At 70.6% G+C, this 25,858-nt stretch carries 25 protein-coding genes and 2 pseudogenes; 24 read left to right on the plus strand and 3 right to left on the minus strand.

The window, feature by feature from the left end:
• Positions 1 to 331: 331 nt before the first annotated feature.
• Positions 332 to 916, plus strand: coding sequence for a hypothetical protein (locus tag AB0I16_RS15395; RefSeq protein WP_363249878.1), 585 nt, complete (start codon positions 332 to 334; stop codon positions 914 to 916).
• 33 nt (positions 917 to 949) lie between these two features.
• On the opposite strand, the gene AB0I16_RS15400 is transcribed toward AB0I16_RS15395, so the two are convergent.
• On the minus strand, positions 950 to 1,264 hold the full coding sequence (locus AB0I16_RS15400) for a ferredoxin (RefSeq protein ID WP_363249879.1): 315 nt from the start codon (positions 1,262 to 1,264) through the stop codon (positions 950 to 952).
• A 255-nt stretch (positions 1,265 to 1,519) separates the two neighbouring features.
• Here AB0I16_RS15400 and arc point away from each other — a divergent pair, with 255 nt between their 5' ends.
• From arc to prcA, 6 genes and pseudogenes are all read left to right on the plus strand, one after another.
• The gene (gene arc / locus AB0I16_RS15405; RefSeq protein ID WP_062780029.1) at positions 1,520 to 3,286 is read left to right on the plus strand and encodes a proteasome ATPase; all 1,767 of its coding nucleotides are present in this window, start codon (positions 1,520 to 1,522) and stop codon (positions 3,284 to 3,286) included.
• A gap of 213 nt (positions 3,287 to 3,499) precedes the next feature.
• Positions 3,500 to 5,011: a depupylase/deamidase Dop gene (dop, locus tag AB0I16_RS15410; RefSeq protein ID WP_363249880.1), complete on the plus strand. Its 1,512-nt coding sequence runs from the start codon at positions 3,500 to 3,502 to the stop codon at positions 5,009 to 5,011.
• Positions 5,012 to 5,134: 123 nt separating this feature from the next.
• Positions 5,135 to 5,353: a ubiquitin-like protein Pup gene (locus AB0I16_RS15415; protein WP_062780032.1), complete on the plus strand. Its 219-nt coding sequence runs from the start codon at positions 5,135 to 5,137 to the stop codon at positions 5,351 to 5,353.
• A 110-nt stretch (positions 5,354 to 5,463) separates the two neighbouring features.
• A pseudogene (locus tag AB0I16_RS15420) lies at positions 5,464 to 5,646 on the plus strand (endonuclease domain-containing protein); the annotation flags it as partial.
• Positions 5,598 to 6,446 carry a proteasome subunit beta gene (prcB, locus tag AB0I16_RS15425; RefSeq protein WP_062780034.1) on the plus strand — a complete coding sequence of 283 codons (849 nt, stop codon included), beginning with the start codon at positions 5,598 to 5,600 and terminating at the stop codon, positions 6,444 to 6,446. The pseudogene AB0I16_RS15420 and the gene prcB, both read left to right, overlap by 49 nt.
• Positions 6,447 to 6,495: 49 nt before the next feature.
• Positions 6,496 to 7,251: a proteasome subunit alpha gene (gene prcA / locus AB0I16_RS15430; RefSeq protein ID WP_363249881.1), complete on the plus strand. Its 756-nt coding sequence runs from the start codon at positions 6,496 to 6,498 to the stop codon at positions 7,249 to 7,251.
• Between the two features lie 68 nt (positions 7,252 to 7,319).
• Here the strand turns inward: prcA and AB0I16_RS15435 are convergent, their stop codons facing one another.
• The gene (locus tag AB0I16_RS15435; RefSeq protein WP_363249882.1) at positions 7,320 to 8,402 is read right to left on the minus strand and encodes a LacI family DNA-binding transcriptional regulator; all 1,083 of its coding nucleotides are present in this window, start codon (positions 8,400 to 8,402) and stop codon (positions 7,320 to 7,322) included.
• A gap of 68 nt (positions 8,403 to 8,470) precedes the next feature.
• On the opposite strand from AB0I16_RS15435, the gene AB0I16_RS15440 reads away from it, so the two are divergent.
• From AB0I16_RS15440 to AB0I16_RS15520, 17 genes and pseudogenes are all read left to right on the plus strand, one after another.
• A complete protein-coding gene (locus AB0I16_RS15440; protein ID WP_363249883.1) occupies positions 8,471 to 9,730 on the plus strand; it encodes an MFS transporter in 1,260 nt (419 codons plus the stop codon).
• 9 nt (positions 9,731 to 9,739) lie between these two features.
• Entirely contained in the window at positions 9,740 to 11,101 is a 1,362-nt protein-coding gene (gene pafA, locus AB0I16_RS15445) for a Pup--protein ligase (protein WP_355810318.1), read from the plus strand.
• 158 nt (positions 11,102 to 11,259) lie between these two features.
• Positions 11,260 to 12,258: an FKBP-type peptidyl-prolyl cis-trans isomerase gene (locus tag AB0I16_RS15450; protein ID WP_363249884.1), complete on the plus strand. Its 999-nt coding sequence runs from the start codon at positions 11,260 to 11,262 to the stop codon at positions 12,256 to 12,258.
• Between the two features lie 58 nt (positions 12,259 to 12,316).
• Positions 12,317 to 12,691 carry an FKBP-type peptidyl-prolyl cis-trans isomerase gene (locus tag AB0I16_RS15455; RefSeq protein WP_363249885.1) on the plus strand — a complete coding sequence of 125 codons (375 nt, stop codon included), beginning with the start codon at positions 12,317 to 12,319 and terminating at the stop codon, positions 12,689 to 12,691.
• A 204-nt stretch (positions 12,692 to 12,895) separates the two neighbouring features.
• A complete protein-coding gene (locus AB0I16_RS15460) occupies positions 12,896 to 13,849 on the plus strand; it encodes a WYL domain-containing protein (RefSeq protein WP_363249886.1) in 954 nt (317 codons plus the stop codon).
• Positions 13,850 to 13,864: 15 nt separating this feature from the next.
• Complete coding sequence (locus AB0I16_RS15465) at positions 13,865 to 14,905, plus strand: WYL domain-containing protein (RefSeq protein ID WP_363249887.1); 1,041 nt, start codon at positions 13,865 to 13,867, stop codon at positions 14,903 to 14,905.
• 11 nt (positions 14,906 to 14,916) lie between these two features.
• Positions 14,917 to 15,177 carry a hypothetical protein gene (locus AB0I16_RS15470; RefSeq protein WP_363250019.1) on the plus strand — a complete coding sequence of 87 codons (261 nt, stop codon included), beginning with the start codon at positions 14,917 to 14,919 and terminating at the stop codon, positions 15,175 to 15,177.
• 9 nt (positions 15,178 to 15,186) lie between these two features.
• Entirely contained in the window at positions 15,187 to 15,384 is a 198-nt protein-coding gene (locus AB0I16_RS15475; RefSeq protein WP_363249888.1) for a hypothetical protein, read from the plus strand.
• Between the two features lie 206 nt (positions 15,385 to 15,590).
• Positions 15,591 to 15,875 (plus strand): Sec-independent protein translocase subunit TatA, encoded by a 285-nt coding sequence (gene tatA, locus AB0I16_RS15480; RefSeq protein ID WP_062780053.1) that lies wholly within the window; start codon positions 15,591 to 15,593, stop codon positions 15,873 to 15,875.
• Between the two features lie 92 nt (positions 15,876 to 15,967).
• On the plus strand, positions 15,968 to 16,861 hold the full coding sequence (gene tatC / locus AB0I16_RS15485; RefSeq protein ID WP_363250020.1) for a twin-arginine translocase subunit TatC: 894 nt from the start codon (positions 15,968 to 15,970) through the stop codon (positions 16,859 to 16,861).
• A gap of 27 nt (positions 16,862 to 16,888) precedes the next feature.
• A pseudogene (locus AB0I16_RS15490) lies at positions 16,889 to 16,978 on the plus strand (sphingosine kinase); the annotation flags it as partial.
• Between the two features lie 91 nt (positions 16,979 to 17,069).
• Positions 17,070 to 19,880 carry a DEAD/DEAH box helicase gene (locus AB0I16_RS15495; RefSeq protein ID WP_363249889.1) on the plus strand — a complete coding sequence of 937 codons (2,811 nt, stop codon included), beginning with the start codon at positions 17,070 to 17,072 and terminating at the stop codon, positions 19,878 to 19,880.
• Positions 19,881 to 20,288: 408 nt separating this feature from the next.
• Positions 20,289 to 21,932 (plus strand): ATP-binding protein, encoded by a 1,644-nt coding sequence (locus tag AB0I16_RS15500; protein WP_363249890.1) that lies wholly within the window; start codon positions 20,289 to 20,291, stop codon positions 21,930 to 21,932.
• Positions 21,929 to 22,336: a roadblock/LC7 domain-containing protein gene (locus AB0I16_RS15505; RefSeq protein WP_363249891.1), complete on the plus strand. Its 408-nt coding sequence runs from the start codon at positions 21,929 to 21,931 to the stop codon at positions 22,334 to 22,336. The genes AB0I16_RS15500 and AB0I16_RS15505 overlap by 4 nt, the downstream gene beginning before the upstream one ends.
• Entirely contained in the window at positions 22,333 to 22,746 is a 414-nt protein-coding gene (locus AB0I16_RS15510) for a DUF742 domain-containing protein (protein ID WP_363249892.1), read from the plus strand. Before AB0I16_RS15505 ends, AB0I16_RS15510 begins: the two co-directional genes overlap by 4 nt.
• Positions 22,727 to 23,341, plus strand: a complete 615-nt coding sequence (locus AB0I16_RS15515) for an ATP/GTP-binding protein (protein WP_363249893.1) — start codon at positions 22,727 to 22,729, stop codon at positions 23,339 to 23,341. Before AB0I16_RS15510 ends, AB0I16_RS15515 begins: the two co-directional genes overlap by 20 nt.
• Positions 23,342 to 23,410: 69 nt before the next feature.
• Complete coding sequence (locus tag AB0I16_RS15520; protein WP_363249894.1) at positions 23,411 to 24,886, plus strand: cytochrome P450; 1,476 nt, start codon at positions 23,411 to 23,413, stop codon at positions 24,884 to 24,886.
• On the opposite strand, the gene AB0I16_RS15525 is transcribed toward AB0I16_RS15520, so the two are convergent.
• The gene (locus tag AB0I16_RS15525) at positions 24,880 to 25,824 is read right to left on the minus strand and encodes an RluA family pseudouridine synthase (protein WP_363249895.1); all 945 of its coding nucleotides are present in this window, start codon (positions 25,822 to 25,824) and stop codon (positions 24,880 to 24,882) included. The two genes, AB0I16_RS15520 and AB0I16_RS15525, sit on opposite strands and share 7 nt — an antisense overlap.
• Positions 25,825 to 25,858 lie beyond the last annotated feature (34 nt).

Raw genomic sequence — 25,858 nt, forward strand, 5'->3', positions numbered from 1 at the left:
GGCGGGGTCCTTCTCGATCCGCTCGCGGTACTCGTCGAGCGTCGTGGCGCCGACCATGCGCAGCTCGCCGCGGGCCAGCATCGGCTTGAGCATGTACGAGTTCCCTGACCGACCAGGGAACTCGGCGGCGGCGCCGTTTCGTTGGGGGAACACCGGCCGGGCAAGGTGAGCCGTATGGAGCCAGCCGTACGAAGCCGTGGAGGTCGTGCGAGGCCGTACGGCGAAACCGGTCCGGGTACCCAGGGACCCCGGTGTTCCACGCCACTGTGACGTATGGCACGATGCTGGCCACCTCCCCCACCGGCACAGCCCTCACAGGAGACACTTCCTCGTGCAGCACCCCGCCGTCCCGGAACTGGCACACACCGCCGCCCGCCCCGTCCACTGGCTGGCCACCGCTGCCGCGCTGGCCGCCGTCGTCGCGGGCTCCGCCGTCCTCCAGCCCGACGCCGCCACGGCCGCCCAGACGGGGCCCGAGACCCGTTCCAGAGCCGTCGCGGGCGCCCCGGCCGCCCCCGCGCCCGATCCCGCGTCCGTGGACTTCCCGCTCGACTGCGGCACCGTGCGGCCCGTCGTGAAGACGAAGGCATCCGGCGACCTGGACGGCGACGGCCGGGCCGAGAGCGTCGCCGTCGTGCACTGCCGCGCCGGTTCGGGCACCCCGCCCGACGGTGTCTACGTACTCACTCGCCCCGGCAAGGGCAAGCCCCGCGTGGTCGCGACGCTCGTCGACCCGGAGGACCGGCTCAACGCCACGGACCTCGCCGTCCGCGACGGCGCGGTCACCGCCACCCTGCTCGGGTACTCGTCGCTGGACGTGCCCCGCTGCTGCCCCGACCGAAAGGAAGCGGCCAAGTGGCAGTGGAAGGACGGCGCATTCGCACGGACGACTCCGGCCGGGGCGCGCAGCGTCTGACGTGACGCGGGCCGCCTCACCGGGGCAGGCGGATCACTCCGCGTCGGGGCCGTAGACCTCGACCCTGTCCGAAACCCGGCGTACGTGGATGCAGTCGCCCGGGCACTCCTTCGCCGAGTCCGCGACATCGCGCAGGAGCGGCAGCGGCACCGGTGTCGTGGCCCCCGGGGCCTGCAGCAACTCGTCGTCGCCGCTCTTCACGTAGGCCAGCCCGTCGATGTCCAGTTCGAAGACCTCGGGCGCGTACTGGGCGCAGATGCCGTCCCCGGTACACAGGTCCTGGTCGATCCAGACCTCCAGCAGATCGTGGCCCTCACTGCCGGTCTCGGCCTCGTGCCGCACGGTCATCTCTCCTGCCGGTAGCTTCGCCGAGCCGGCCGACGACTCGGTAAGTCGGGCCAGCTCTGACGGGTGTTGAACACTTCGACGATACAACCGCCCGCTTTCCGATGTTGTTGGGTGGGTATTCACCTGAGAGTGAGGGAGAGCGCAAGGGTGAAGATCGGACACACCCCCATCGTCTTTGTGATCTAGGGGTTTCAATCGACACCCACCCAGGTAGGGTCTGGAAGCGTCCAGCTCCCCTTGGAGGAGGTGAGGACCGTGGCAGCCCACGACGACGACATCAACCGCGGCATCCGGCCGGGGCGAGGGTCTGAAGACCCTGCCGGTCAGGTTGCCTATCTCGAGCAGGAAATCGCCGTCCTGCGACGAAAGCTCGCCGACTCTCCGCGTCATACGAGGATTCTCGAAGAGCGGATCGTCGAGCTGCAGACCAACCTGGCCGGCGTGTCAGCACAGAACGAACGGCTCGCCAACACGCTCCGCGAGGCCCGCGACCAGATCGTGGCCCTCAAGGAGGAAGTCGACCGGCTCGCGCAGCCGCCGGCCGGCTTCGGGGTCTTCCTCGCGGCGAACGAGGACGGCACGGCGGACATCTTCACCGGGGGCCGCAAGCTCCGGGTGAACGTCAGCCCCAGCGTGGAGCTCGAAGAGCTCAGGCGTGGCCAGGAAGTGATGCTCAACGAAGCGCTCAACGTGGTCGAGGCCATGGAGTACGAGAGCGTCGGCGACATCGTCACCCTCAAGGAGATCCTTGAGGACGGCGACCGAGCCCTGGTGGTCGGACACACCGACGAGGAGCGAGTGGTGCGGCTCGCCGAACCGCTCCTCGACGTCACCATCCGCCCGGGCGACGCCCTGCTGCTCGAACCCCGCTCCGGCTACGTCTACGAGGTCGTGCCCAAGAGCGAGGTCGAAGAGCTCGTCCTCGAAGAAGTCCCCGACATCAGCTACGAGAAGATCGGCGGCCTCGGCGGCCAGATCGAGATGATCCGGGACGCCGTCGAGCTCCCGTACCTCTATCCCGACCTTTTCAAGGAGCACGAACTGCGGCCGCCCAAGGGCGTGCTGCTGTACGGGCCTCCCGGCTGCGGCAAGACGCTGATCGCGAAGGCCGTCGCCAACTCGCTCGCCAAGAAGGTCGCCGAGGTGACCGGTCAGCCCGCGGGGAAGAGCTACTTCCTCAACATCAAGGGCCCCGAGCTCCTCAACAAGTACGTCGGTGAGACCGAGCGCCACATCCGCCTGGTCTTCCAGCGCGCACGGGAGAAGGCGAGCGAGGGCACCCCCGTCATCGTCTTCTTCGACGAGATGGAGTCGCTCTTCCGCACCCGTGGCTCCGGCGTCAGCTCGGACGTGGAGAACACCATCGTCCCGCAGCTCCTCGCCGAGATCGACGGCGTGGAGGGGCTGGAGAACGTCATCGTGATCGGCGCCTCCAACCGCGAGGACATGATCGACCCCGCGATCCTGCGCCCCGGCCGACTCGACGTGAAGATCAAGATCGAGCGCCCGGACGCCGAGGCGGCGAAGGACATCTTCGCCAAGTACCTCACCGAGCGGCTGCCGCTGCACGCCGACGACCTCGCCGAGCACAGCGCCGACCGGCGCGCCACGGTGCACGGCATGATCCAGTCCGTCGTCGAGCAGATGTACGCCGAATCCGAGGAGAACCGCTTCCTTGAGGTGACGTACGCCAACGGTGACAAGGAAGTCCTCTACTTCAAGGACTTCAACTCCGGCGCCATGATCGAGAACATCGTGGGCCGCGCCAAGAAGATGGCCATCAAGGCCTTCCTTGAGGCGAACCAGAAGGGCCTCAGGGTCGCTCACCTCCTCCAGGCATGCATCGACGAGTTCAAGGAGAACGAGGACCTGCCCAACACCACCAACCCGGACGACTGGGCCAGGATCTCCGGAAAGAAGGGCGAGCGGATCGTGTACATCCGCACCCTCGTCACCGGAAAGCAGGGCGCGGACACGGGACGCTCCATCGACACGGTGGCCAACACCGGTCAGTACCTCTAGAACACAGGGCGGCTGCGGGTGTCCTTCACGGGTGCCCGCGGCCGTCTGCTTTTCAATGAAGGCAATGATCTCCCCACCAGCGCAAAGGCGTTCTAGTCTCTTCGGTACCGCCGAGTCGCGCAGTGCGGGGACGGGCACCGCACATGCACCGGAGCACCAGCGGTACTTGAGCGCCGTTCCCGGACGGGAGCGCCGCCGGGCAAGGAGGGCCGCATGACCGTACGGCGAGTAATGGGCATCGAGACGGAGTACGGCATCTCCGTCCCCGGCCACCCCAACGCCAATGCCATGCTCACCTCGTCCCAGATCGTCAACGCCTATGCCGCGGCGATGCACCGGGCGCGACGCGCCCGCTGGGACTTCGAGGAGGAGAACCCGCTGCGGGACGCGCGAGGTTTCGACCTCGCCCGCGAGGCCGCCGACGCCAGCCAGCTGACCGACGAGGACATCGGCCTCGCCAACGTCATCCTCACCAACGGGGCGCGTCTCTACGTGGACCACGCGCACCCCGAGTACAGCTCACCGGAGATCACCAACCCCAGGGACGCGGTCCTCTGGGACAAGGCCGGCGAACGCATCATGGCCGAGGCGGCCGACCGCGCGGCACAGCTCCCCGGGGCCCAGCCGATCCACCTCTACAAGAACAACACCGACAACAAGGGCGCCTCCTACGGCACGCACGAGAACTACCTGATGAAGCGGGAGACCCCCTTCTCGGACATCGTGCGGCACCTGACGCCCTTCTTCGTCTCCCGCCAGGTCGTCACCGGCGCGGGCCGTGTCGGCATCGGCCAGGACGGCCACGAGCACGGCTTCCAGCTGAGCCAGCGGGCCGACTACTTCGAGGTCGAGGTGGGGCTTGAGACGACCCTGAAGCGGCCCATCATCAACACGCGCGACGAGCCGCACTCGGACGCCGAGAAGTACCGCAGGCTGCACGTCATCATCGGCGACGCCAACCTCTCCGAGATCTCCACCTATCTCAAGCTCGGCACCACGTCCCTGGTGCTCGCCATGATCGAGGACGGCTTCATCGCGGTGGACCTCGCGGTCGACCAGCCGGTGCGCACCCTGCACCAGGTCTCGCACGACCCGTCGCTGAAGCACCTGGTCACGCTGCGCAGCGGCCGGTCACTCACCGCCGTACAGCTCCAGATGGAGTACTTCGAACTGGCCCGCAAGTACGTGGAGGAGCGGTACGGCTCCGACGCGGACGAGCAGACCAAGGACGTGCTCGCCCGCTGGGAGGACGTGCTCGGCCGCCTGGAGAGCGATCCGATGAGCCTCAGCGGGGAGCTCGACTGGGTCGCGAAGCGGGAGCTGATGGAGGGCTACCGCCGCCGTGACGACCTCGACTGGGACGCGGCGCGCCTCCAGCTGGTCGACCTCCAGTACGCCGACGTACGGGCCGAGAAGGGCCTGTACAACCGCCTGGTGGCCCGCGGCAAGATGAAGCGGCTCCTCGACGAGGCGGACGTGGAGCGCGCCGGCACGAAGCCGCCCGAGGACACGCGCGCGTACTTCCGCGGCCGGTGCCTTGAGCAGTACGCGGACGACGTGGCCGCCGCGTCGTGGGACTCCGTCATCTTCGACCTGCCCGGCCGTGACTCCCTGCAACGAGTGCCGACCCTGGAGCCACTGCGCGGCACCAGGAACCACGTCAAGGAGCTCCTGGACCGCTGCCGCTCGGCGGAGGAACTGGTTCGCGTGCTCTCGGGCGGCTAAAGGTCATCGGCGGGGGAATCACAGAGGTGGGTCCCGTGCGTTCCACCAAGTGCGGGGCCGATGTCGGACCCGGATTGTAGGGTCTGATCAAGAACGTCTAACCGAGCGAGCGGGGTGAGGTAGATGGCGACCAAGGACACCGGCGGCGGACAGCAGAAGGCGACGCGCTCCACCGAGGAGACCGAGGAGCAGGCGCCTGAGGCGCAGGGCTCCGAGGACCTCAAGGAGCGCCAGGAGAAGCTGAGCGACGACGTGGACTCCGTTCTTGACGAGATTGACGATGTCCTAGAGGAGAACGCAGAGGATTTCGTGAGGTCCTTCGTTCAGAAGGGCGGGCAGTAGGCCCTGTCAGCCTTTGAATCCAAGGCTGTAGTGGGTTGGGTGGCTGACGGGCGGACGCGGAGCGCCGCTGGTGGAGGGCGCTCCGCGTGATCTGTCCAGGTGCCACCCCAATCCATGTGGATCACCGCCACGAGGCGGGTAGGGTCCGTGGCGTACTGTGCTTCAACTGCAATTCGGCCATCGGCAAGTTGGGAGACGATCCCGACACAGTTCGTCGGGCTGCCGCCTATTTGGAGGGATCCACGTGGAAGCCAACACTCGTCACACCGGGCGTCTGCCAGCTGCCTTCCTGACGCCTGGTTCGTCGTCCTTCATGGACTTCCTGACCGAGCACCAGCCCGAGATCCTGCCCGGGAACCGTCAACTTCCGCCGTTGCAGGGCGCGGTCGAGGCGCCGCACGGCACGACCATCGTGGCCGTGACGTTCCCCGGCGGCGTGGTCCTCGCCGGGGACCGGCGGGCGACGATGGGCAACATGATCGCGCAGCGCGACATCGAGAAGGTCTTCCCCGCCGACGAGTACTCGGCGGTGGGCGTCGCCGGCACGGCGGGCCTTGCCGTGGAGATGGTGAAGCTCTTCCAGCTGGAGCTGGAGCACTTCGAGAAGGTGGAGGGCGCCACGCTCTCCCTGGAGGGCAAGGCGAACCGGCTCTCCACGATGATCAGGGGCAACCTCGGCATGGCCATGCAGGGCCTGGCCGTGGTGCCGGTCTTCGCGGGCTACGACGTGGACCGCGAGAAGGGCCGCATCTTCTCGTACGACGTCACGGGCGGCCGCTCCGAGGAGCACGTCGGGTACGCGGCGACGGGGTCCGGTTCGGTCTTCGCCCGCGGCGCCATGAAGAAGCTGTACCACGACGGTCTGACCGAGGACGAGGCGACGACCCTGGTGGTCCAGGCTCTGTACGACGCGGCAGACGACGACTCGGCGACCGGCGGCCCCGACGTGGGGCGGCGGATCTACCCCATCGTCACCGTGATCACCGACGACGGTTTTCGCAGGCTCACGGACGACGAGTCCGCGGCGATCGCGCGTTCGATCCTGGAGAGGCGGATGGAACAGCCCGACGGCCCGCGTGCCGCGCTGCTCTGACCGTCCCGCATTCGCCGCCAGTATTTTTTGACAGAAAGGGACGGATCCGGTGTCGACGCCGTTCTATGTATCACCACAGCAGCAGATGGCCGACCGCGCGGAATACGCCCGCAAGGGCATCGCGCGCGGCCGCAGTCTGGTCGTTCTGCAATATGCCGACGGCATCGTGTTCGTCGGCGAGAACCCGTCCCGCGCGCTGCACAAGTTCAGCGAGATCTACGACCGCATCGGTTTCGCAGCGGCCGGAAAGTACAACGAGTACGAGAACCTGCGCATCGGCGGCGTCCGTTACGCCGACCTCCGCGGCTACACCTACGACCGCGACGACGTGACGGCGCGCGGTCTGGCGAACGTGTACGCGCAGACGCTGGGCACGATCTTCTCCAGCGCCGCCGAGAAGCCCTACGAGGTGGAGCTCGTCGTCGCCGAGGTGGGTGTCACCCGCGAGGGCGACCAGATCTACCGCCTGCCGCACGACGGTTCCATCGTGGACGAGCACGGTTCGCTGGCCGTCGGCGGCAACGCCGAGCAGATCAGCACCTATCTGGACCAGCACCACAGCGACAGCATGACGCTGGCCGAGGCGCTCAAGCTCGCGGTGCGCGCGCTGTCGCGGGACACCAACGGCAGCGAGCGGGAGATCCCCGCCGAGCGCCTTGAGGTGGCGGTGCTCGACAGGACGCGTCCGCAGCAGCGGAAGTTCAAGCGGATCGTGGGGCGCCAGCTCTCCCGCCTGCTCGACGAGGGCGGTTCGACGGACGCCCCGTCCGACACCGAGCCCGAGCCGGAGACCGACGGCGAGTAGCCCGCTCCCCGTGCGCCCCGCACCCCCGGCCGTCCGGGCGTGCGGGGCGCACGTGTGTGCGGGGCCGGTCAGCGGGCGGGGCCGGTCGAGCCTCGTACGACGAGTTCGACGGCCAGCGGCGTGGAGTCGGGGGCGCGCCCTTCGACGACCGCGACGAGGGACTCCATGCCGCGCTCCCCGAAGTGCTCGGCGGGCAGCCGGACGGTGGTCAGCTCCGGTTCCACGGCGGTCGCGAGGGTGAGGTCGTCGAAGCCGGTCACGGAGAGGTCCTCGGGGACGCGCAGGCCGAGCCGCCGAGCCGCCTTGCAGACGCCCGCGGCGAGGAAGTCGTCGTCGCAGATGACCGCGGTGGGCCGGGGCCCCGGGGCGGCCAGGGCGGCCTCCGCGGCCGTACGGGCGGCCTCGACGGTCAGGGGCGCCGCCACACGGCGTACGGCAGCGCCGGTGCCGCCGAGGGCCGCGGCGAGGGCGTCCGCGCGGACGTCGAAGGTCCAGGAGTCGATGTCGGCGGCGAGGTGCAGGAGGTCGCGGTGGCCGAGGGCCAGCAGATGCTCCGTCACGCGGCGCATGCCGTCGGCGAGGTCGAGGTTGACGGTGGCGGCGCCGAGGCTGCGGGCCGGGTCGCTGTCGAGCATGACCAGGGGCAGGTCGTCACCGCGGATGGCGGCGAGTGCGTGGGAGGCCATGGAGGACGCGAGCACGCCGTCCAGTGAGGCGCGCGCGGAGTCGAAGGGGTCGCGGGCGGGCCCGGTGCCGTCGGGGGAGGGGTAGAGGACGACGCCGAAGCCGTGCCGGGCGGCGACGCGGGCGGCCCCGGTGTGGACATGGGCGAAGAACTCGTTGGTGAGGGCGGGGACCACGAGGAGCGCGGTCCTCGTCCTGCCCAGGCGCAGGTTGCGGGCGGCGAGGTTGGGCCGGTAGCCGAGCTCCCGCGCCGTGGTCCTGACGCGTTCGGCGGTCGGCTCGGCGACCCGGCCGCGCCACTTGTCGCCGAGCACCAGGGACACGGTCGCCTGTGAGACGCCGGCCACGCGCGCGACGTCGCGGCTGGTGGGCCGGGGGCCCCCGGTCTCCTGCTGTGGCCCGGCCACTGCTACCTCCCAGGTCGTGTCCGAGGGCGGGCACGTGGTGGACCCGTGGACTGCGCTCATGGTACGTATGGCGTCCGAAGTTATACGTAAAACCCCGGCCGTGACGGCGCGGGAGAGGGCGGGCTTGCATGGCTGCGGGATACGCGGAGATCCTCAGGACGCGGTACGCGACACGGCTGCTCGCCGGGACGCTGGTGGGCCGGCTGCCCAACGCCACGGCGGCGATCACCATCGTGCTCTTCGTCCGCGCGGAGGGCGGCAGCTACAGCCTGGCCGGGGCGCTCGCCGCGGTGTACGGCGTGGCCAACGCCGTGAGCCAGCCGCTGCTCGGCCGCCTCGTCGACCTGTACGGCCAGCCGCGCGTGCAGCTCCCCGCGGCCCTGCTCTCCGCCGTCGGCATGGCCCTCTTCGCCTTCACCGGCCCCGACCGGATCGCCCTGGCGCACGTCGCCGTGGCCGCCGCGGGGCTGTTCACCCCGCCCCTGGAGGGCGGCCTGCGCGCCCTGTGGCCGAGCGTCCTCGGCAAGGAGGAACAGGTCCACGCCGCGTACGCGATGGACGCCATCGCCCAGGAGGTGATGTTCACCGTGGGCCCGCTGCTCGTGACCGGGTGCGTCGCCCTCTGGTCGGAGCGGGCCGCGCTGCTCGTCGTGAACGCCGTCGGCGTCCTCGGCGCCCTCTCCGTAGTGGTGTCCCGGCCCTCACGCGCGTGGCGCTCGGCGCCCCGCGACGCGCACTGGCTCGGGGCGCTCCGCTCACCCGGGCTCCTCGCGCTCCTCGGCGCCTTCCTCTTCATCGGCATGGCGCTCGGCTCCATCACCGTCGCCGGCGTGTCGTACGCGGACGGGCACGGCGGCGACGCGGTCTACGGCTGGATGATGGCGGCGCTCGGCCTCGGCGCGCTGATCGGCGGCTCGGTGTACGGCGCCCGGCAGTGGCGCGGCGTCCCCGAGCGGCGGCTCGGCGTCCTGGTGGCCCTCCTCGCGGTCTGCTACGCGCCGCTGACGCTGACCCCGGGCGCGCCCGCCATGACCGCGCTCACCGCGCTCGCGGGGGTCTTCCTCGCGCCGGCACTCGCCTGCGCGTTCATCATCGTGGACCGGCACGCGCCGCGCGGCACGGTCACGGAGGCGTTCTCGTGGCTCGTCACGACGTTCACGGTCGGCGCCTCGCTCGGTACGGCCGCCGCGGGACCGGTGGTCCAGTGGGGCGGAACAGCGGCGGGATTCGCGGTGCCGCCCCTCGCGGGCGGGGCGGCACTCCTGGTTTTGCTGGCCACCGCGCGGGTACTGGTGAAGCCCCGTACAACAGGGGTCGTTGCGGGTTCATCCGAAAATGATCGAAACGGTGCCGTCGAACCCGGTTTCAGTGCCGGGCATCAGGCGTAATGTTCAGTCATGGACCGCCGCATTTTCGGGCTGGAGAACGAGTACGGCGTCACGTGCACGTTCAGGGGACAGCGCCGCCTGTCGCCTGACGAGGTGGCGCGCTACCTCTTCCGCCGTGTTGTGTCATGGGGCCGCAGCAGCAACGTCTTTCTGCGGAACGGCGCCCGCCTCTATCTTGACGTGGGGTCACATCCGGAATACGCGACACCCGAATGTGACAACGTGACCGAGCTGGTCACCCACGACAAAGCCGGCGAGCGCATTCTGGAAGGCCTGCTCGTCGACGCAGAACGTCGCCTTCACGAGGAGGGAATCGCGGGCGACGTCTATCTCTTCAAGAACAACACCGACTCGGCGGGAAACTCCTACGGCTGCCACGAGAACTACCTGGTGGCCCGGCACGGGGAGTTCTCGCGGCTCGCGGACATCCTCATCCCGTTCCTCGTCACCCGCCAGCTGCTGTGCGGTGCGGGGAAGGTGCTGCAGACTCCGCGCGGCGCCGTGTACTGCGTGAGCCAGCGCGCCGAGCACATCTGGGAGGGGGTCTCCTCCGCGACGACCCGCTCCCGTCCGATCATCAACACCCGCGACGAGCCGCACGCGGACGCCGAGCGCTACCGCAGGCTGCACGTCATCGTCGGTGACTCCAACATGTCCGAGACGACCATGCTCCTCAAGGTCGGCGCCACCGACCTGGTGCTGCGCATGATCGAGGCGGGCACGGTCATGCGCGACCTCACCCTGGAGAACCCGATCCGGGCCATCCGCGAGGTCAGCCACGACATCACCGGCCGCCGCAAGGTCCGCCTGGCCAGCGGCCGCGAGGCCTCCGCCCTGGAGGTGCAGCGCGAGTACTACGAGAAGGCGGTGGACTTCGTCGACCGCCGCGGCATCCGCACCGGCACCGTCGAGCAGGTGCTCGAACTGTGGGGGCGGACGCTGGACGCGATCGAGACCGAGGACCTCGACCGCATCGGCACCGAGATCGACTGGGTCATGAAGTACAAGCTCATCGAGCGGTACCGCGCCAAGAACAACATGACCATGTCGCATCCGCGGGTCGCGCAGATAGACCTCGCCTACCACGACATCCACCGCCGCCGCGGGCTCTACTACCTCCTGGAGAAGAAGGGCCAAGCCGCCCGCATCTGCAACGACTTGAAGATCTTCGAGGGCAAATCGGTGCCCCCGCAGACCACCCGCGCGCGGCTGCGCGGCGACTTCATCCGGCGCGCCCAGGAGCAGCGCCGCGACTTCACGGTCGACTGGGTGCACCTCAAGCTCAACGACCAGGCACAGCGCACCGTGTTGTGCAAGGACCCCTTCCGGTCGGTCGACGACCGCGTGGAGAAGCTGATCGCCGGTATGTGACCGCGGCCCCGCCGACCGGGGTCGTGTGACCCCGGTGAAGCGGGTGGCGTCGTGGGAACGCAACGCGGGCGCCGTACGTTCCTCGTACGGCGCCCTTCTCACGCCGTAGAGTTGCGCGCACGCCAACCCACAAGATCGACCGATACGAGGCCCCCACCGTGCGCCGACGCTCCCTCCTCCTTGCCGTTCCGGCCGGCCTGCTCACGCTCGCAGGCTGTGGTGACGACAAGCCCGACAAGGCCAAGTCCAAGACCAGCGACGCCCCGACGAACTCGCCGTCGGCCGCGCCGAAGGCGAAGATCGTGGACGGGCCGGTGCCTGAGATCACCAAGGGCGACAAGTTCGGCCAGAAGCCGACCGTCGCCAAGGGCTCCGGCAAGCCGTCCTCCGACCTCGCGGTCAAGACCCTGATCGAGGGCAAGGGCAAGGAGGTCGCCAAGGGCGACTACCTCCAGGCGCACTACCTCGGCCAGATCTGGGCGACGGCCAAGGTCTTCGACAACTCCTACGACCGGGGGAACCCCACGGTCTTCCCGATCGGCGTCGGCCAGGTCATCCCCGGCTGGGACCAGGGCCTCGTCGGCAAGAAGCTGGACAGCCGCGTCGAGCTCGCCATCCCGCCGGAGCTGGGGTACGGCAAGCAGGGCAACAAGGACGCGGGCATCAAGGGCTCGGACACCCTCGTGTTCGTCGTCGACCTCGTCGACACCTTCAACGCCAAGAGCTCGTCGAAGGGCAAGGAGGTCGCCCAGTCCAACAAGGACCTGCCCAAGGTCGGCACGGACACCGACGGCAAGGCCCCCTCGATCGACGTCCCGAAGACCGACGCGCCCAAGAAGCTCGTCGCCTCCTACATCCTTGAGGGCGACGGCGACGTGATCAAGGAGACCGACAGCCTCCTGTGCCAGTACAAGGGCGTGCTCTGGGAGGACGGCAAGGAGTTCGACTCCTCGTACAAGCGGAAGCAGCTCGCGCAGTTCCAGCTCGCGCAGGTCGTCAAGGGCTGGGCGCAGGGCCTGGCCGGCAAGAAGGTCGGCAGCCGCGTCCTCATCGTCGTCCCGCCGAAGCTGGGCTATGGCGACCAGCCGCCGCAGGGCAGCCCCATCAAGAAGGACTCCACCCTCGTCTTCACCGTGGACATCCTCGCGAAGTCGTGACGCCCGGGGGATGTAAGACTGTCCGCGCCGACTTTCCGTACCAAGCAGGAGCATTTTCGTGAGCATTGACAAGCCCGAGGTCGACTTCCCGGGCGGCGAGCCGCCGGCCGAGCTCAAGATCAGGGACATCTGGGAGGGCGACGGCCAGGTCGCCAAGGCAGGCGACTTCGTCAAGGTCCACTACGTGGGCGTGGCCTTCAGCACGGGCGAGGAGTTCGACGCGAGCTGGAACCGCGGCAACCCGCTGGAGTTCCAGCTCGGTGCCGGCCAGGTCATCTCCGGCTGGGACCAGGGCGTCCAGGGCATGAAGGTCGGCGGCCGTCGCGAGCTGATCATCCCCGCCCACCTCGCCTACGGCGACCGCGGCGCCGGTGGCGGCCGCATCGCCCCGGGCGAGACGCTGATCTTCGTCTGCGACCTCGTCGCGGTCTGAGGTCCGGGTGACCGGGTCGCGGGCCTCACGCCCCGTGACCCGACCCGACGCGACCCGTCCGCCGAGGGCCCATGCCTGTCCGGCATGGGCCCTCGGCTTTTGCCCCGACACCCCGGGGCGGTACGGTCATCGGTCGGAAGCATTGTGTGCTCGCAAGCGTTGCCTGTTCGAGAGACATGTGTGTGAGGCCGAGAAAGGGCGTCCATGGCCATTGCCAAGGCCGAGCGGCTGATGAATCTGGCGTTGTGCCTGCTCGGGACGCGTCGGCCGCTGAGCAAGCGGGAGCTGCGCGAGTCCATCGAGGCCTACCTCGAAGCGGGCTCGGACGACTCCTTCAACCGGATGTTCGAGCGTGACAAGGACGACCTGCGCGAGCTCGGCCTGGTCATCGAGACCGTGGAGAACCTCGACGGCGACGTCGGCTACCTCGCCCGCCGCGACAGCAACCGCCTGCCGCCCATCACCCTCGACGCCGAGGAGGCCGCCGCCCTCGGCCTCGCCGCCAAGGTCTGGCAGCAGGCCCGCCTCGCCGGAGCCGCCAGCGGCGCCCTGCAGAAGCTGCGCGCCGCCGGCCTGCCCGAGGAGATGGACCCGTACGGGGCACACAGCGCCCTGGAGCCCCGCATCCCCGCGCACGAGGCGTCCTTCGAACCGCTGATGCTGGCCTGCCGCGACCGCAGGCCCGTCGTCTTCGACTACCGCAAGGCCACCGCCGCGCACCCCGAGCAGCGGCACGTCGAGCCGTGGGCGCTGGAATGCTGGCGCGGCCACTGGTACCTCGCGGGCTGGGACCGCGACCGGGGCGCCGAACGCGTCTTCCGGCTCTCGCGGATCACCGGCAAGGTCCGCGCCCGCGCGGGCAAGTACACCGCCGAGGTCCCCGACGTGGTCACGGTGCGCGAGACCGTGGCGAGCTGGGCGGGGGAGTCCGCCGACCGCACGGCCCGCATCAGGCTCCGCACGGGCGCCGGCTACCCGCTGCGCGCCAAGGCGGGCTCGGTGCGGGAACTGGGCGGCGGCTGGGACGAGCTGGAGATTCCCTACGGGCACGGCCTCGATGCCTGGCTGGTGGAGTTCGGGCCCGACGTGGTGGTCCTCGAACCCGCCGAGCTGCGGGCCGACGTCGTGGACCGGCTGCGCGCCGTGGCCAAGGGCTGAGGAGACGAGAGAACCATGGCCTCGAACGCCATCGACCAGACGCGACGCATGCTGTCGCTCGTCACCTACCTGCGCGAGCGGCCGGGCGCGCACGTGGAGGACGTCGCCCGCGCCTTCGGCATCACCCCCGACGAGCTGATCTCCGACCTCGACGTGCTGCCCCTGTGCGGGACCAGCTTCCGCGGCGGCGACCTGCTCGACATCGACACCGACGGCGACCGCATCTGGTGGCACAACCCCGACGACGTCGCCGCCCCGCTGCGCCTCGCCGCCGACGAGGCGACCGCGCTGCTCGTGGCCGCCCGCGCCGTGGCCACCCTGCCCGGCCTGCGCGAGAGCGACCGCCTCGCACTCCTTCGCGCCACCGCCAAGCTGGAGACCGCGGCCGGCGAGACGGCGGGCGCGAGCGCCCGGCTCTCGGTGACCTTCGAGTCCGAGGGAGGCGTCTTCGCCGACGTCGACCGCGCCATCTCCGAGCGGCGCAGACTCTGGATCCGGTACTACTCACCGGCCCGCGACGAGCTGACCGAGCGCGAGATCGACCCGATCCGCCTCGTCAGCGTCGGCCACACCTACGTGGAGGCGTGGTGCCGCCGCTCCGAGGCGCGCCGCACCTTCCGCCTCGACCGCGTCGCCGAGATCAAGATCCTCGACGAGCCGTCCGCGCCGCCCGAGGTCGAGCTGCGCGACCTCTCCGAAGCGCTCGTGCAGCCCGCCGCCGAGGACCCCGAGGTCGTCGTCGAGGTCGGCCCCGGCGGCCGCTGGGTCGCCGAGTACTACCCGCACGACAGCGCCGACGAGCTGCCCGACGGCGGCCTGCGCATCACCCTGCGCACCCCCGACCCCGCCTCCCTGCGCCGCCTCGCGCTGCGGCTCGGCGGGGACGGACGGATCGTCTCCCCCCTCCCGCTCGCGGAGAGCGCCCGGCAGGCGGCCCGGGAGGCACTCGCCGCCTACGACGGCACGTATGGCGAAGGACACGCCGAGCCGCCGTCCGGCCCCTACGATGAACAGCCGTACGCGCAGGCACAGGAACGGCAGGAGCTGGGGCGTTGAGCACACCGACCATGTCCGGGCTGCCGGGGGTGCCGGCCCAGGCCGGGCCCGTCCCGGTCCTCTTCACGGCCGCCTGCCCCGACTGCCGCGCGCGCTTCGAGCTGACCGCGGGCGCGCTGCGCCTGGTGATCGGCGCCAGCGACCGCACCACCTTCTACTCCTTCACCTGCCCGGCGTGCGAGGTCTCCGTCCGCAAGCCCGCGGGCGAGCGCATCGTCGAACTGCTCACCGGCGGCGGGGTGCGGACCTTGCGTCTGCACTCCACCGTCTAGGCTCGGCTCATGTTCTGGGCGATGCTCGCGATCGCGGCGGGCTTCTTGGGCCTCGCCGTCCTCGGCGTACTCGCGGTCAAGGTGTTCGTGGAGGCGCGGCGTCTCGCGCTCCAGGTGAACCGGACCACACAGCAGATCAACCGGGCGGCCGAGGACCTGGAGAAGGCAGCGGCGGCAGTGGCGCGTGCGGGCCAGGGGACTCCGTAGCCGCCGCGGCCTGTCACCCGCGGGAGGTGGCCGGGTACGCTGCGAAGGCGGCCCGGAATCGAGGCGGGGGGCCGCACCCGGAGTATGCGTGGGGATTGCCGAGCGTTTACCCCGGGGGGTTACGATCGCTGCCAGCGCGGAGATCGGATGCATGTCCGGTCCGCAAGCACCAGACTCCTGTCGCCTCGGTGAAGAAGGTATTAGCTATGGGTAGGCTCGGCCCCACCGAGATCGTCCTCATCCTCGTCATTGTCGTCCTGCTGTTCGGCGCCAAGAAGCTGCCCGACATGGCGCGCTCCCTCGGAAAGTCGGCCCGCATCCTCAAGAGCGAGGCCAAGGCGATGAAGTCCGAGAGCAAGACCGACGACGCCGCTCCGGCCGACCCGCCGAGCGACCCCGCCGTCCAGAAGCGCACGATCCAGGCTGCCCCCGGCGACGTGACCAGCTCGCGCCCGGTCACCGAGCCGACCGACCGTACGACGCAGCGCTGATCCAAGGCCGGCGACGGCCGGCCTGCCGCACGAGATGAGGACGTGGGTTGCTCAAGTCTGCCCGCAAGAAGGAGAAGGACCCCGAGGGGCGGATGCCCCTCGGAGAGCATCTGCGCGAGCTCCGCAACCGGCTCGCCAAAGGGCTCCTCGCGATCACGGTCGTGTCGATCGTGGCCGCTTTCTACAGCCAGGAGCTGATGGAGTTCCTCGCCGACCCGGTGCCGCGCTGTGAGCCGGGCATGGACCCGACCGGCGGCCACTGCGCGAAGGTGACCTTCAACGACCTGCTGTCGCCGTTCACCACCACGGTGAAGGTCAGCCTCATGGTCGGCATCATCGTCTCCAGCCCGGTCTGGCTGTACCAGCTGTGGGCGTTCGTCGCGCCCGGCCTGCACAAGCAGGAGCGGAAGTACACCTACTGGTTCGTGGGTGCCGCCGTGCCGCTCTTCTTCGGGGGCGCCTGGCTGGCGTACACGATCATGCCCGTCAGCATGCGGGTCCTGATCAGCATCACACCCGACCAGGCCGAGAACCTTCTCGCGATGGACAAGATCCTCGACTTCACCGTCAGGATGGTCCTCGTCTTCGGCGCCTCCTTCGAGCTGCCGCTGCTCCTGGTGATGCTCAACATGACCGGCATGGTGACCGGGCGCCGCATGCTCACCTGGTGGCGCGGCGTGGTCATGGGCGTCTTCGTCTTCGGCGCGGTCGCGACCCCGACCACCGACCCCGTCGGCATGATCGCCCTCGCGGGTCCGATCGTCGTCCTGTACTTCCTCGCGGTCGGCATCTCCTTCCTGAACGACGGGCGCCGACGCCGCAACAACCCCGACGCCGAGCTCGACGACGACGAGGCGTCCGCCCTCGACCTCACGCCCGAGGCGGTCGGAGACGTCGAGGCCGTCCCCGCGCCCAAGGCGCTGCCCGAGCAGGCGGGCACCGGCCGGGCCGACCACCGGGTCAACGGTTTCGACGACGTGACCTGAGGTGACCCGGCCTTGCGGGGTCCCGCCGTGACAAGCGGGATCACCCTCTTCGCCGACCCCACCGCGGGCCGCGGCCGGGGCGCCCGGGCGGCGCGGCCGGCCGCTTCCGCGTCGCGGGCCCGCGAGGCCGTCGCCGGCCCCCCGGGCCCCCGCGCTCCCCGATAATGATCGTCCGTTGTCAGTGGTGCCCGGTAGTCTCGAAAGCACGATGACAGAGGACCTCTCACCGGCCGAGCGGTACGCGGCGGCGCGCAAGCGCGCTGTCGAGCAGGCCACCGCACTCGCGTCCTTCCGCGAGATGTACGAATTCGGCCTCGACCCCTTCCAGATCGAGGCCTGCCAGGCCCTTGAGGCGGGCAAGGGTGTGCTCGTGGCCGCCCCCACGGGCTCGGGCAAGACGATCGTCGGCGAGTTCGCCGTGCACCTGGCCCTCGGCCAGGGCAAGAAGTGTTTCTACACCACGCCGATCAAGGCTCTCTCCAACCAGAAGTACGCCGACCTCGCCAAGAGGTACGGCGCGGACAAGGTGGGCCTCCTCACCGGCGACAACAGCGTCAACTCCGACGCGCCGGTGGTCGTCATGACCACCGAGGTCCTGCGGAACATGCTGTATTCGGGCTCGCAGGCGCTGGTCAACCTCGGCTATGTGGTCATGGACGAGGTGCACTACCTCTCCGACCGCTTCCGCGGGGCCGTCTGGGAGGAAGTGATCATCCACCTCCAGGAGTCGGTCACGCTGGTCTCCCTGTCGGCCACGGTGTCGAACGCCGAGGAGTTCGGCGACTGGCTCGACACCGTGCGCGGCGACACCGAGGTGATCGTCTCCGAGCACCGGCCCGTGCCGCTCTTCCAGCACGTGCTCGCCGGACGCCGGATGTACGACCTCTTCGAGGAGGGCGAGGGCCGGAAGAAGGCGGTCAACCCCGACCTGACGCGGATGGCGCGCCTGGAGTCCAGCCGCTCGTACAACCCGCGCGACCGCCGCAAGGGCAAGATGGTCCGCGAGGCCGACCGCGAGCGGGAGCGCAGGCAGCGTTCGCGGGTCTGGACGCCGGGCCGTCCCGAGGTCATCGAGCGGCTCGACTCCGAGGGCCTGCTGCCCGCGATCACGTTCATCTTCAGCCGCGCGGCCTGCGAGGCGGCGGTCCAGCAGTGCCTGTACGCGGGACTCCGGCTGAATGACGACGCGGCGAGGGCCGAGGTCCGCGCGATCGTCGAGGAGCGCACGGCCTCGATCCCGCACGAGGACCTGCACGTCCTCGGGTACTACGAATGGCTCGAAGGTCTGGAGCGCGGCATCGCGGCGCACCACGCGGGCATGCTGCCCACCTTCAAGGAGGTCGTGGAGGAGCTGTTCGTGCGCGGCCTCGTGAAGGCCGTCTTCGCCACCGAGACCCTGGCCCTCGGCATCAACATGCCCGCGCGCAGCGTGGTGCTCGAAAAGCTCGTGAAGTGGAACGGCGAACAGCACGCCGACATCACCCCCGGCGAGTACACGCAGCTGACCGGCAGGGCCGGGCGGCGCGGCATTGACGTCGAGGGCCACGCGGTGGTGCTCTGGCAGCGCGCCATGAACCCCGAGCACCTGGCCGGACTCGCGGGCACGCGCACGTATCCGCTGCGGTCCAGCTTCAAGCCGTCGTACAACATGGCGGTGAACCTCGTGGAGCAGTTCGGGCGGCACCGCTCGCGCGAGCTGCTCGAAACGTCCTTCGCACAGTTCCAGGCGGACAAGTCCGTCGTCGGGATCTCCCGCCAGGTCCAGAAGAACGAGGAGGGCCTTGAGGGCTACAAGGCCTCCATGACCTGCCACCTCGGCGACTTCGAGGAGTACGCGCGGCTGCGCCGCGAGCTCAAGGACCGGGAGAACGAGCTGGCCAAGCAGGGCGCGGTCCAGCGCAGGGCCGCGGCGGCCGCCTCCCTGGAGAAGCTGAAGCCGGGGGACGTCATCCACGTGCCCACGGGGAAGTACGCGGGGCTCGCGCTCGTCCTCGACCCGGGACTGCCCGCCGGGCGTGCCAACGGCCACCGCGGCTTCGACCACGTCGACGGCCCGCGCCCGCTGGTGCTCACCGCCGAGCGGCAGGTCAAGCGGCTCGCCGCGATGGACTTCCCGGTGCCGGTCGAGGCGCTGGAGCGGATGCGCATCCCGAAGTCGTTCAACGCCCGCTCGCCGCAGTCCCGCCGCGACCTGGCCTCCGCGCTGCGCACCAAGGCCGGGCACATCGTCCCCGACCGGCACCGCAGGGGCCGCGCGGCGGCCGCCGACGACCACGAGCTGGCCCGGCTGCGCGCGGCCCTGCGCGCGCACCCCTGCCACGGCTGCGACGAGCGCGAGGACCACGCGCGCTGGGCCGAGCGGTACCACCGCCTCAAGCGCGACACCTCGCAGCTGGAGCGCCGCATCGAGGGGCGCACGAACACCATCGCCCGCACCTTCGACCGCATCGTCGCCCTCCTCAGCGAGCTGGACTACCTGCGGGGCGACGAGGTCACGGAGCACGGCAAGCGCCTCGCCCGGCTCTACGGCGAGCTGGACCTGCTCGCGAGCGAGTGCCTGCGCGCCGGCGTGTGGGAGGGGCTCAGCCCGGCCGAACTGGCGGCGTGCGTCTCGGCGTTGGTGTACGAGGCGCGGGTCGGCGACGACGCGCTCGCGCCCAAGGTGCCGTCCGGCGGGGCGAAGGCGGCGCTCGGCGAGATGGTGCGGATCTGGGGCCGTCTGGACGCCCTGGAGGAGGAGTTCAAGATCAGCCAGGCCGAGGGGGTCGGCCAGCGCGAGCCGGACCTGGGCTTCGCCTGGGCCGCGTTCATGTGGGCGAACGGCAAGGGCCTCGACGAGGTGCTGCGCGAGGCGGAGATGCCGGCCGGTGACTTCGTGCGCTGGTGCAAGCAGGTCATCGACGTCCTCGGCCAGATCGCCGCGGCGGCCCCGCGCGAGGGGAGCACGGTGGCGAAGAACGCCCGCAAGGCGGTGGACCAGGTGCTGCGCGGAGTCGTGGCCTACAGCTCCGTCGGCTGACCGGGCCGCTGTCGCCCGCCGGGCCGCCCTGACCGGGGCGCCCGGCGGGCTTCGCCGTTTCCGGGCCCCCTGAGCGCGAGGCCCGCGGCTCAGGGGCGTGCGAGGCCCGCGGCTCAGGGGCGCGTGAGGCCGCCGCCGTTCATTACCGCACGTGTTCGAACGATTGCCGCGCGTGTAAATGGGGCGAGTGTATGCCTCCGTCGCGGCCGTCGCAGAGGGTTGCCCAATATGACTCCGCGCTGATGTCGGCGGACTAAGCTCGCCCGGAGCGCGGCGAGTTCGCACGAGTTGTGGCGTATTCGCGCACTTGTTCCCGAAAGATCCGTTGGTTCGCTTGACTCCCCTTGCTCCAACCGCGTGCCTCCCCGCACGCCCCCCTTCCCCAAGACGAGTGTTCAGAGGGCATACATGGTGAGTGTTCAATCGCCTCCCGGTGGCCGAGAAATCCCTTACGTCCGCGCTCTGCTGCTGCCCGTGGCGCTGATGGCCGCGGCGACCGGAGCCGCCGTCGCCACCGTGACGGAACCGGCCAGGCCCGCCGTCATCTGGTGCGGCGCCGTCGCGACGCTCCTGGTCGTCCTGGTCGGCGCGGAAGCCGTGCGGCGCGGCCGCACCATCAGGGGGCAGCGCGCGCAGTACGCGCGGCGGCTCGCCCACCTGGAGCGGCGCATCGCGTCCCACGACGACGAGACCGTACGCCTGGGCCGGGACATCCTGCCCGAGGCGCTCTGGCGGCTCCAGCAGGGCGAACCCCCCGCCGAAGTGATCCGCAACGTCGTCGACAACGACGAGGCGTACCGGGAACTGCCCCGCCCGCAGCGGCAGTTGCTCCGCGACGTCCTCGGAATCGTGGACCACGAAGGGGCGATGCGTGACTCGGCGCAGCGCGCCTTCGTGAACATCGCACGCCGCGTCCAGTCGATCGTCCACCAGCAGGCCGCGGAACTGCGCGAGATGGAGGAGTTCCACGGCCGCAACCCCGAGGTCTTCGACGACCTGCTCCGCATCGACCACGGCACCGCCCTGATCGGCCGCCTCGCCGACTCCATCTCGGTGCTCGGCGGCGCCAGGCCCGGCCGCCAGTGGCCCAAGCCCGTACCGCTGTACAGCGTGCTGCGCGGCGCGATGTCCCGCATCCTGGACTACCCCCGCGTCGAGCTGCACTCGATCGCCAAGGTCGCGATCCACGGCACGTCCGTCGAGCCGCTGATCCACGCCTGCGCCGAACTGCTCGACAACGCGACGCGGTACTCGCCGCCGCAGACCAAGGTGCACGTCACCGCCGTGGAGGTGCAGAGCGGCATCGCCGTGGAGATCGAGGACGGCGGCGTCAGCCTCAGCGAGGAGGCCCGCGAACGGGCCGAGCGCATGCTGGCGCAGGCCCAGGCCGGCATCGACCTCAACGACCTCGGCGAGAGCCCGCGCCTCGGCATGGCCGTCGTCGGCCGCCTCTCGCAGATGTACAACATGCAGATCTCCCTGCGGCAGTCCGCCTACGGCGGCGTCCGCGCGGTGCTCATCGTGCCGCGCGAGATGATCACCACGGGTCCCGCGCCCGGACTCGCCCACGGCATCGGCGCCTCCGCGGTGCCCCGCGTGGACGAGGGCGGCAAGCTCATCGAGGAGCCCGAGCGCAACATCCGCCGCAAGAAGCCCCGCGTCAGGACCGCGGGCCCGCCGCTGCGCTCACCGCTCACCGCCGCCATGGAGGACGAGGTCCCCGTGGTCACCGAGTGGACGGAGAACGGCCTGCCGCAGCGCCGCAGCCGCGCGACGATGTCGCTCAGCGAGCGGTACGCCCGGGAGGCCGAGGTCCAGCGTGCCGCCGAGGCCCACGCCGCCGCGACGGCACCGCCGCCGGTACCCGCGCAGAAGAAGGACGAGCCCGAGCCCGGCCTGTGGATCGAGGCGTTCATGAAGGGCGTCAAGGGGGACCCCGCCGCTTCCGGCCAGGGGACGCCGCAGGGCACCGATCCGGCCCAGGGGGCCGCCCCCGCGCAGGAAACCCACCGGAACAACCACGGCATCGCCGACGAGGGGGGCTGGCAGTGATCCAGCAGCGCGCCAATTTCGACTGGATGCTGAAGGAACTCGCCGACGGCGTCCCGCAGACCCGGCAGATCGTCGTCCTCTCCGCCGACGGCCTGCGCATCGCACGCTACGGCGGCGACCCCGACGCGGCCGACCGCATCGCCGCCGCCTGCGCGGGACTGCAGAGCCTGGCCGCCGCCGTGGCCACCGAGATCCCGCACAGCGACGGCGGCATGAAGATGGTCATCATCGAGATCAACGGCGGCTACTTCTACCTGATGGCGGCGGGCGCCGGCGCTTATCTCGCCGTGCTCGCGGACGAGACCGTCGACGCGGGCCTGATCGGCAACCGCATGCGCGACCTCGTCGTACGGATCGGGGCCCATCTGACGAGCCCGCCACGCCGTGACGGGCAGGCCGTATGACTCCTCCGCAAGAACCTCCGCACGGCCCTCCCCGCGGGGAGGAGCCGGGAGGAGAAGCACCCCCCCAGCGCGAGCGCCGCGACCCGGACAACCCCGAACGGCTGTACGTCCTCACGGGTGAGGACTCCGAGCGGGCCCCCCTCGACCTCGTCACGCTCATCGTGGCGCGGGGCGAGGCGGCCCCCACGGCGCAGCCCGAACACTCCGCGGTGCTGCGGCTGTGCACGACCCCGATCTCCGTCGCCGAACTGTCGGCCTATCTGGCGCTGCCGTTCAGCGTCGTGACCGTCGTCCTGACGGAGCTGCTGGGGTCCGAGCTCGTCCAGGCGCGCGCCCCCATCGTGCGATCCGCCGCGCTGCCCGACCGATCCCTTCTCGAAGCGGTGATGCATGGACTTCAAAAGCTCTGACACGATCACCGGCCCGCGCAGCGAGGACGTCCTGCCCCACACGGCCACGGCCGCGGTCAAGGTCGTCATCGTCGGCGGGTTCGGGGTCGGCAAGACCACGATGGTCGGCTCGGTCAGCGAGATCCGTCCGCTGACCACCGAGGAGACGATGACCCAGGCGGGCATCGGCGTCGACGACAACTACGGCTCGGAGAGCAAGACGGCGACCACCGTCGCCATGGACTTCGGCCGGATCAGCATCTCCGAGGAACTCGTCCTCTACCTCTTCGGCACCCCGGGCCAGGAGCGCTTCTGGTTCCTGTGGAACGGGCTCTTCGAGGGCGCGCTCGGCGCGGTCGTCCTCGTCGACACCCGCCGCCTCGAAGTCAGTTTCGACGTCATCGGCCGCCTGGAGGAGCGCGGCGTGCCGTTCGTCGTCGCCGTCAACGACTTCCCCGACGCGCCCGCCCACGGCATCGAGGTCCTGCGCAGGGCCCTCGACCTGGAGCCCGTGGTGCCGATCATGCCGTGCGACGCGCGCCGCAGGGAGTCCAGCAGGGACGTCCTGATGACCTTGATGCGCCATCTGCACTCCCTGACGGCCACCCGTGTCTGACCGCGCCCCAGACCGCGACCTCCCCCCGTTATCCCGGAACCCCTCGACGCGAAACCCGGAGCGACGACCGTGACGACTCCCCACCCCTCCTGGCCGGGCACCGACGACCCCCTGGCGCCCCCTCCCGGCTGCCCCGCCCACGGCTTCGGACCCGGCGGCCTGCGCCGCCTCCACGGCCCCGAGGCGGAGGCCGACCTGGCGGGACTGTACGAGAAGCTGCGGGCCGAGCACGGCCCGGTGGCCCCCGTCCTGCTCCACAACGACGTACCGATGTGGGTGGTCCTCGGGCACAGCGAGAACCTGCACATGGTCCGCACCCCCTCGCAGTACACCCGCGACTCACGCGTCTGGCGGGCCGTGCGGGACGGCAGCGCGGGCCCCGACCATCCGCTCGCGCCCGTCTTCACCTGGCAGCCCATGTGCAGCTTCGTCGAGGGAGCCGAGCACCAGCGGCTGCGCGGCGCGGTCACCGACGCCATGGCGAAGATCGACCACCGCGGCATCAGGCGCTACATCAACCGCTACACGAACCTGCTGCTCAACGACATCTGCCTGGACGGCGAGGCGGACCTGGTCAGCCGGTTCGCCGAGCACCTGCCCATGATGGTGATGTGCCACGTCCTCGGCATGCCCGAGGAGTACAACGAGCGGATGGTGCAGTCGGCCCGCGACATGATCAAGGGCACCGATACGGCCATCGCCAGCAACGCGTACGTCATGGAGGTCCTGACGGGCCTCGTGACGCGGCGGCGCGCCCAGCCGGAGGAGGACTTCACCAGCAGCCTCATCGCGCACCCGGCGCGGCTCACCGACGACGAGGTCGCCGCCCACCTGCGCCTGGTCCTCATCGCCTCCTACGAGGCCACCGCCAACCTCCTCGCCAACGTCCTGCGGGTGGTCCTCACCGACCCGCGCTTCCGCGCCCAGCTCAGCGGCGGGCAGATGACGGTCCCCGAGGCGGTCGAGCAGTCGCTGTGGGACGAGCCGCCCTTCAGCGCCATGGTCGGCTACTTCGCCAAGCAGGACACCCAGCTCGGCGGGCAGCGGATCAGGGCGGGCGACGGGCTCATCCTCGGCATCGCGCCGGGCAACGTCGACCCGGTCGTACGCCCCGACCTCGCCGCGAACATGCAGGGCAACCGCTCGCACCTCGCGTTCAGCGGCGGGCCCCACGAGTGTCCCGGCCAGGACATCGGCCGCGCCATCGCCGACATCGGGGTCGACGCGCTCCTGCTGCGCCTGCCGGACGTCGAACTCTCCGTCGACGAGTCCCGGTTGCGGTGGACGTCGACGATCCTTTCGCGGCACCTGGTGGAGCTGCCGGTGCACTTCGCGCCCAGGCCGCCGCAGGACGTCATGGCCCGGCCGTCCGCGAACGTGCCGACGTCGCGCGGCGACTGGCACGTCTCGTCGCCGCCGCTCCGGCCGCCCGCCGCCCCGGTACCGCCGCCGGAACCGGCCGTCGAGACACCGGCCCCCGTGGCCGAGCCCGCCCCGCCCAAGGGGGCCTGGCAGCGGTTCGTCACCTGGTGGCGCGGCTACTGAGCCCAGTCGTCGTACGCCGTCCAGGCGCCGAGCGTCCGGCCGCTCACGAAGCGGTGCGCGACGCCGGTGACCGGGTCCGTGAACGCCAGCACGCGCGCCAGGAGCTGGAGGGGCCGCCGGAAGTCGTCCGGCGCGGCGGGGGCCGCCACCTCCGGGTACACGGGGTCGCCGAGGATCGGCAGGCCCAGCGCGTTCATGTGGACGCGGAGCTGGTGGGTGCGGCCGGTGTGCGGGGTGAGCCGGTAGCGGCCGACGGCGCCTCGGTGCCCGACGAGTTCGACGCGGCTCTCGCTGTTCGGCTCGGCGCCCGCCACTTCCCGGGCGGCGATGACCCCGCGCTCCTTCACGATGTGGCTGCGCACGGTGCGGGGGAGCGGCACGTCGGGGGAGTACGGGGCCACGGCCTCGTACTCCTTGTGCACGCGCCGGCCGCTGAACAGGGTCTGGTAGGCGCCGCGTTCCTCCGGGCGCACGGTGCACAGGAGCAGCCCGGCGGTCAGCCGGTCCAGGCGGTGCGCGACGCCGAGCGCCGGGATGCCGAGCTGTTCGCGGAGGCGGGCGAGGGCGGTCTGCGCGACGTGGCCGCCGCGCGGCATGGTGGCGAGGAAGTGCGGCTTGTCCACGACCACGATGTGCTCGTCCCGGTGGACGACGTCGATCCCGAACGGCACGGGCGTCTCGGCGGGCAGCTCGCGGTGGAACCACACGTAGGCGCCCGACGCGTACGGGGTGCCGTGGGTGACGGCCGACCCGTCGGCGCCGACGATCTTCCCTTCCCGCACCATCGCGTCGATGACGCCGGGTCCTGCCGCGAGGCGTTCGACCAGGTGGTCACGGACGGTCGGCCACGGCCCCGCCTGCGGCAGCCTGACCCGGACGGGGTCGACGCCGTGGCGCTGGGGCAGCGGTGCGGGCGGAATGCGGGGCTTGCGTCTCATCAGGGGGTCAGCGTAAGCCCGGCCGGAGGGCCTT

This window comes from Streptomyces sp. NPDC050703 (genome assembly GCF_040654435.1).
In the GTDB taxonomy this organism is placed as follows: Bacteria; Actinomycetota; Actinomycetes; order Streptomycetales; family Streptomycetaceae; genus Streptomyces.

Bases quoted from the DNA above. Each gene is read 5' to 3' on its own strand.
- dop (WP_363249880.1), top strand. From the start codon at position 3,500: ATGACCGTACGGCGAGTAATGGGCATCGAGACGGAGTACGGCATCTCC.
- tatA (WP_062780053.1), top strand. From the start codon at position 15,591: ATGGGTAGGCTCGGCCCCACCGAGATCGTCCTCATCCTCGTCATTGTC.
- AB0I16_RS15495 (WP_363249889.1), top strand. From the start codon at position 17,070: ATGACAGAGGACCTCTCACCGGCCGAGCGGTACGCGGCGGCGCGCAAG.
- AB0I16_RS15465 (WP_363249887.1), top strand. From the start codon at position 13,865: ATGGCCTCGAACGCCATCGACCAGACGCGACGCATGCTGTCGCTCGTC.
- AB0I16_RS15400 (WP_363249879.1), bottom strand. From the start codon at position 1,264: ATGACCGTGCGGCACGAGGCCGAGACCGGCAGTGAGGGCCACGATCTG.
- AB0I16_RS15510 (WP_363249892.1), top strand. From the start codon at position 22,333: ATGACTCCTCCGCAAGAACCTCCGCACGGCCCTCCCCGCGGGGAGGAG.
- tatC (WP_363250020.1), top strand. From the start codon at position 15,968: ATGCCCCTCGGAGAGCATCTGCGCGAGCTCCGCAACCGGCTCGCCAAA.
- AB0I16_RS15440 (WP_363249883.1), top strand. From the start codon at position 8,471: ATGGCTGCGGGATACGCGGAGATCCTCAGGACGCGGTACGCGACACGG.
- AB0I16_RS15460 (WP_363249886.1), top strand. From the start codon at position 12,896: ATGGCCATTGCCAAGGCCGAGCGGCTGATGAATCTGGCGTTGTGCCTG.
- AB0I16_RS15515 (WP_363249893.1), top strand. From the start codon at position 22,727: ATGGACTTCAAAAGCTCTGACACGATCACCGGCCCGCGCAGCGAGGAC.
- AB0I16_RS15525 (WP_363249895.1), bottom strand. From the start codon at position 25,824: ATGAGACGCAAGCCCCGCATTCCGCCCGCACCGCTGCCCCAGCGCCAC.
- AB0I16_RS15500 (WP_363249890.1), top strand. From the start codon at position 20,289: ATGGTGAGTGTTCAATCGCCTCCCGGTGGCCGAGAAATCCCTTACGTC.
- pafA (WP_355810318.1), top strand. From the start codon at position 9,740: ATGGACCGCCGCATTTTCGGGCTGGAGAACGAGTACGGCGTCACGTGC.
- AB0I16_RS15475 (WP_363249888.1), top strand. From the start codon at position 15,187: ATGTTCTGGGCGATGCTCGCGATCGCGGCGGGCTTCTTGGGCCTCGCC.
- AB0I16_RS15435 (WP_363249882.1), bottom strand. From the start codon at position 8,402: ATGAGCGCAGTCCACGGGTCCACCACGTGCCCGCCCTCGGACACGACC.
- AB0I16_RS15415 (WP_062780032.1), top strand. From the start codon at position 5,135: ATGGCGACCAAGGACACCGGCGGCGGACAGCAGAAGGCGACGCGCTCC.
- AB0I16_RS15470 (WP_363250019.1), top strand. From the start codon at position 14,917: ATGTCCGGGCTGCCGGGGGTGCCGGCCCAGGCCGGGCCCGTCCCGGTC.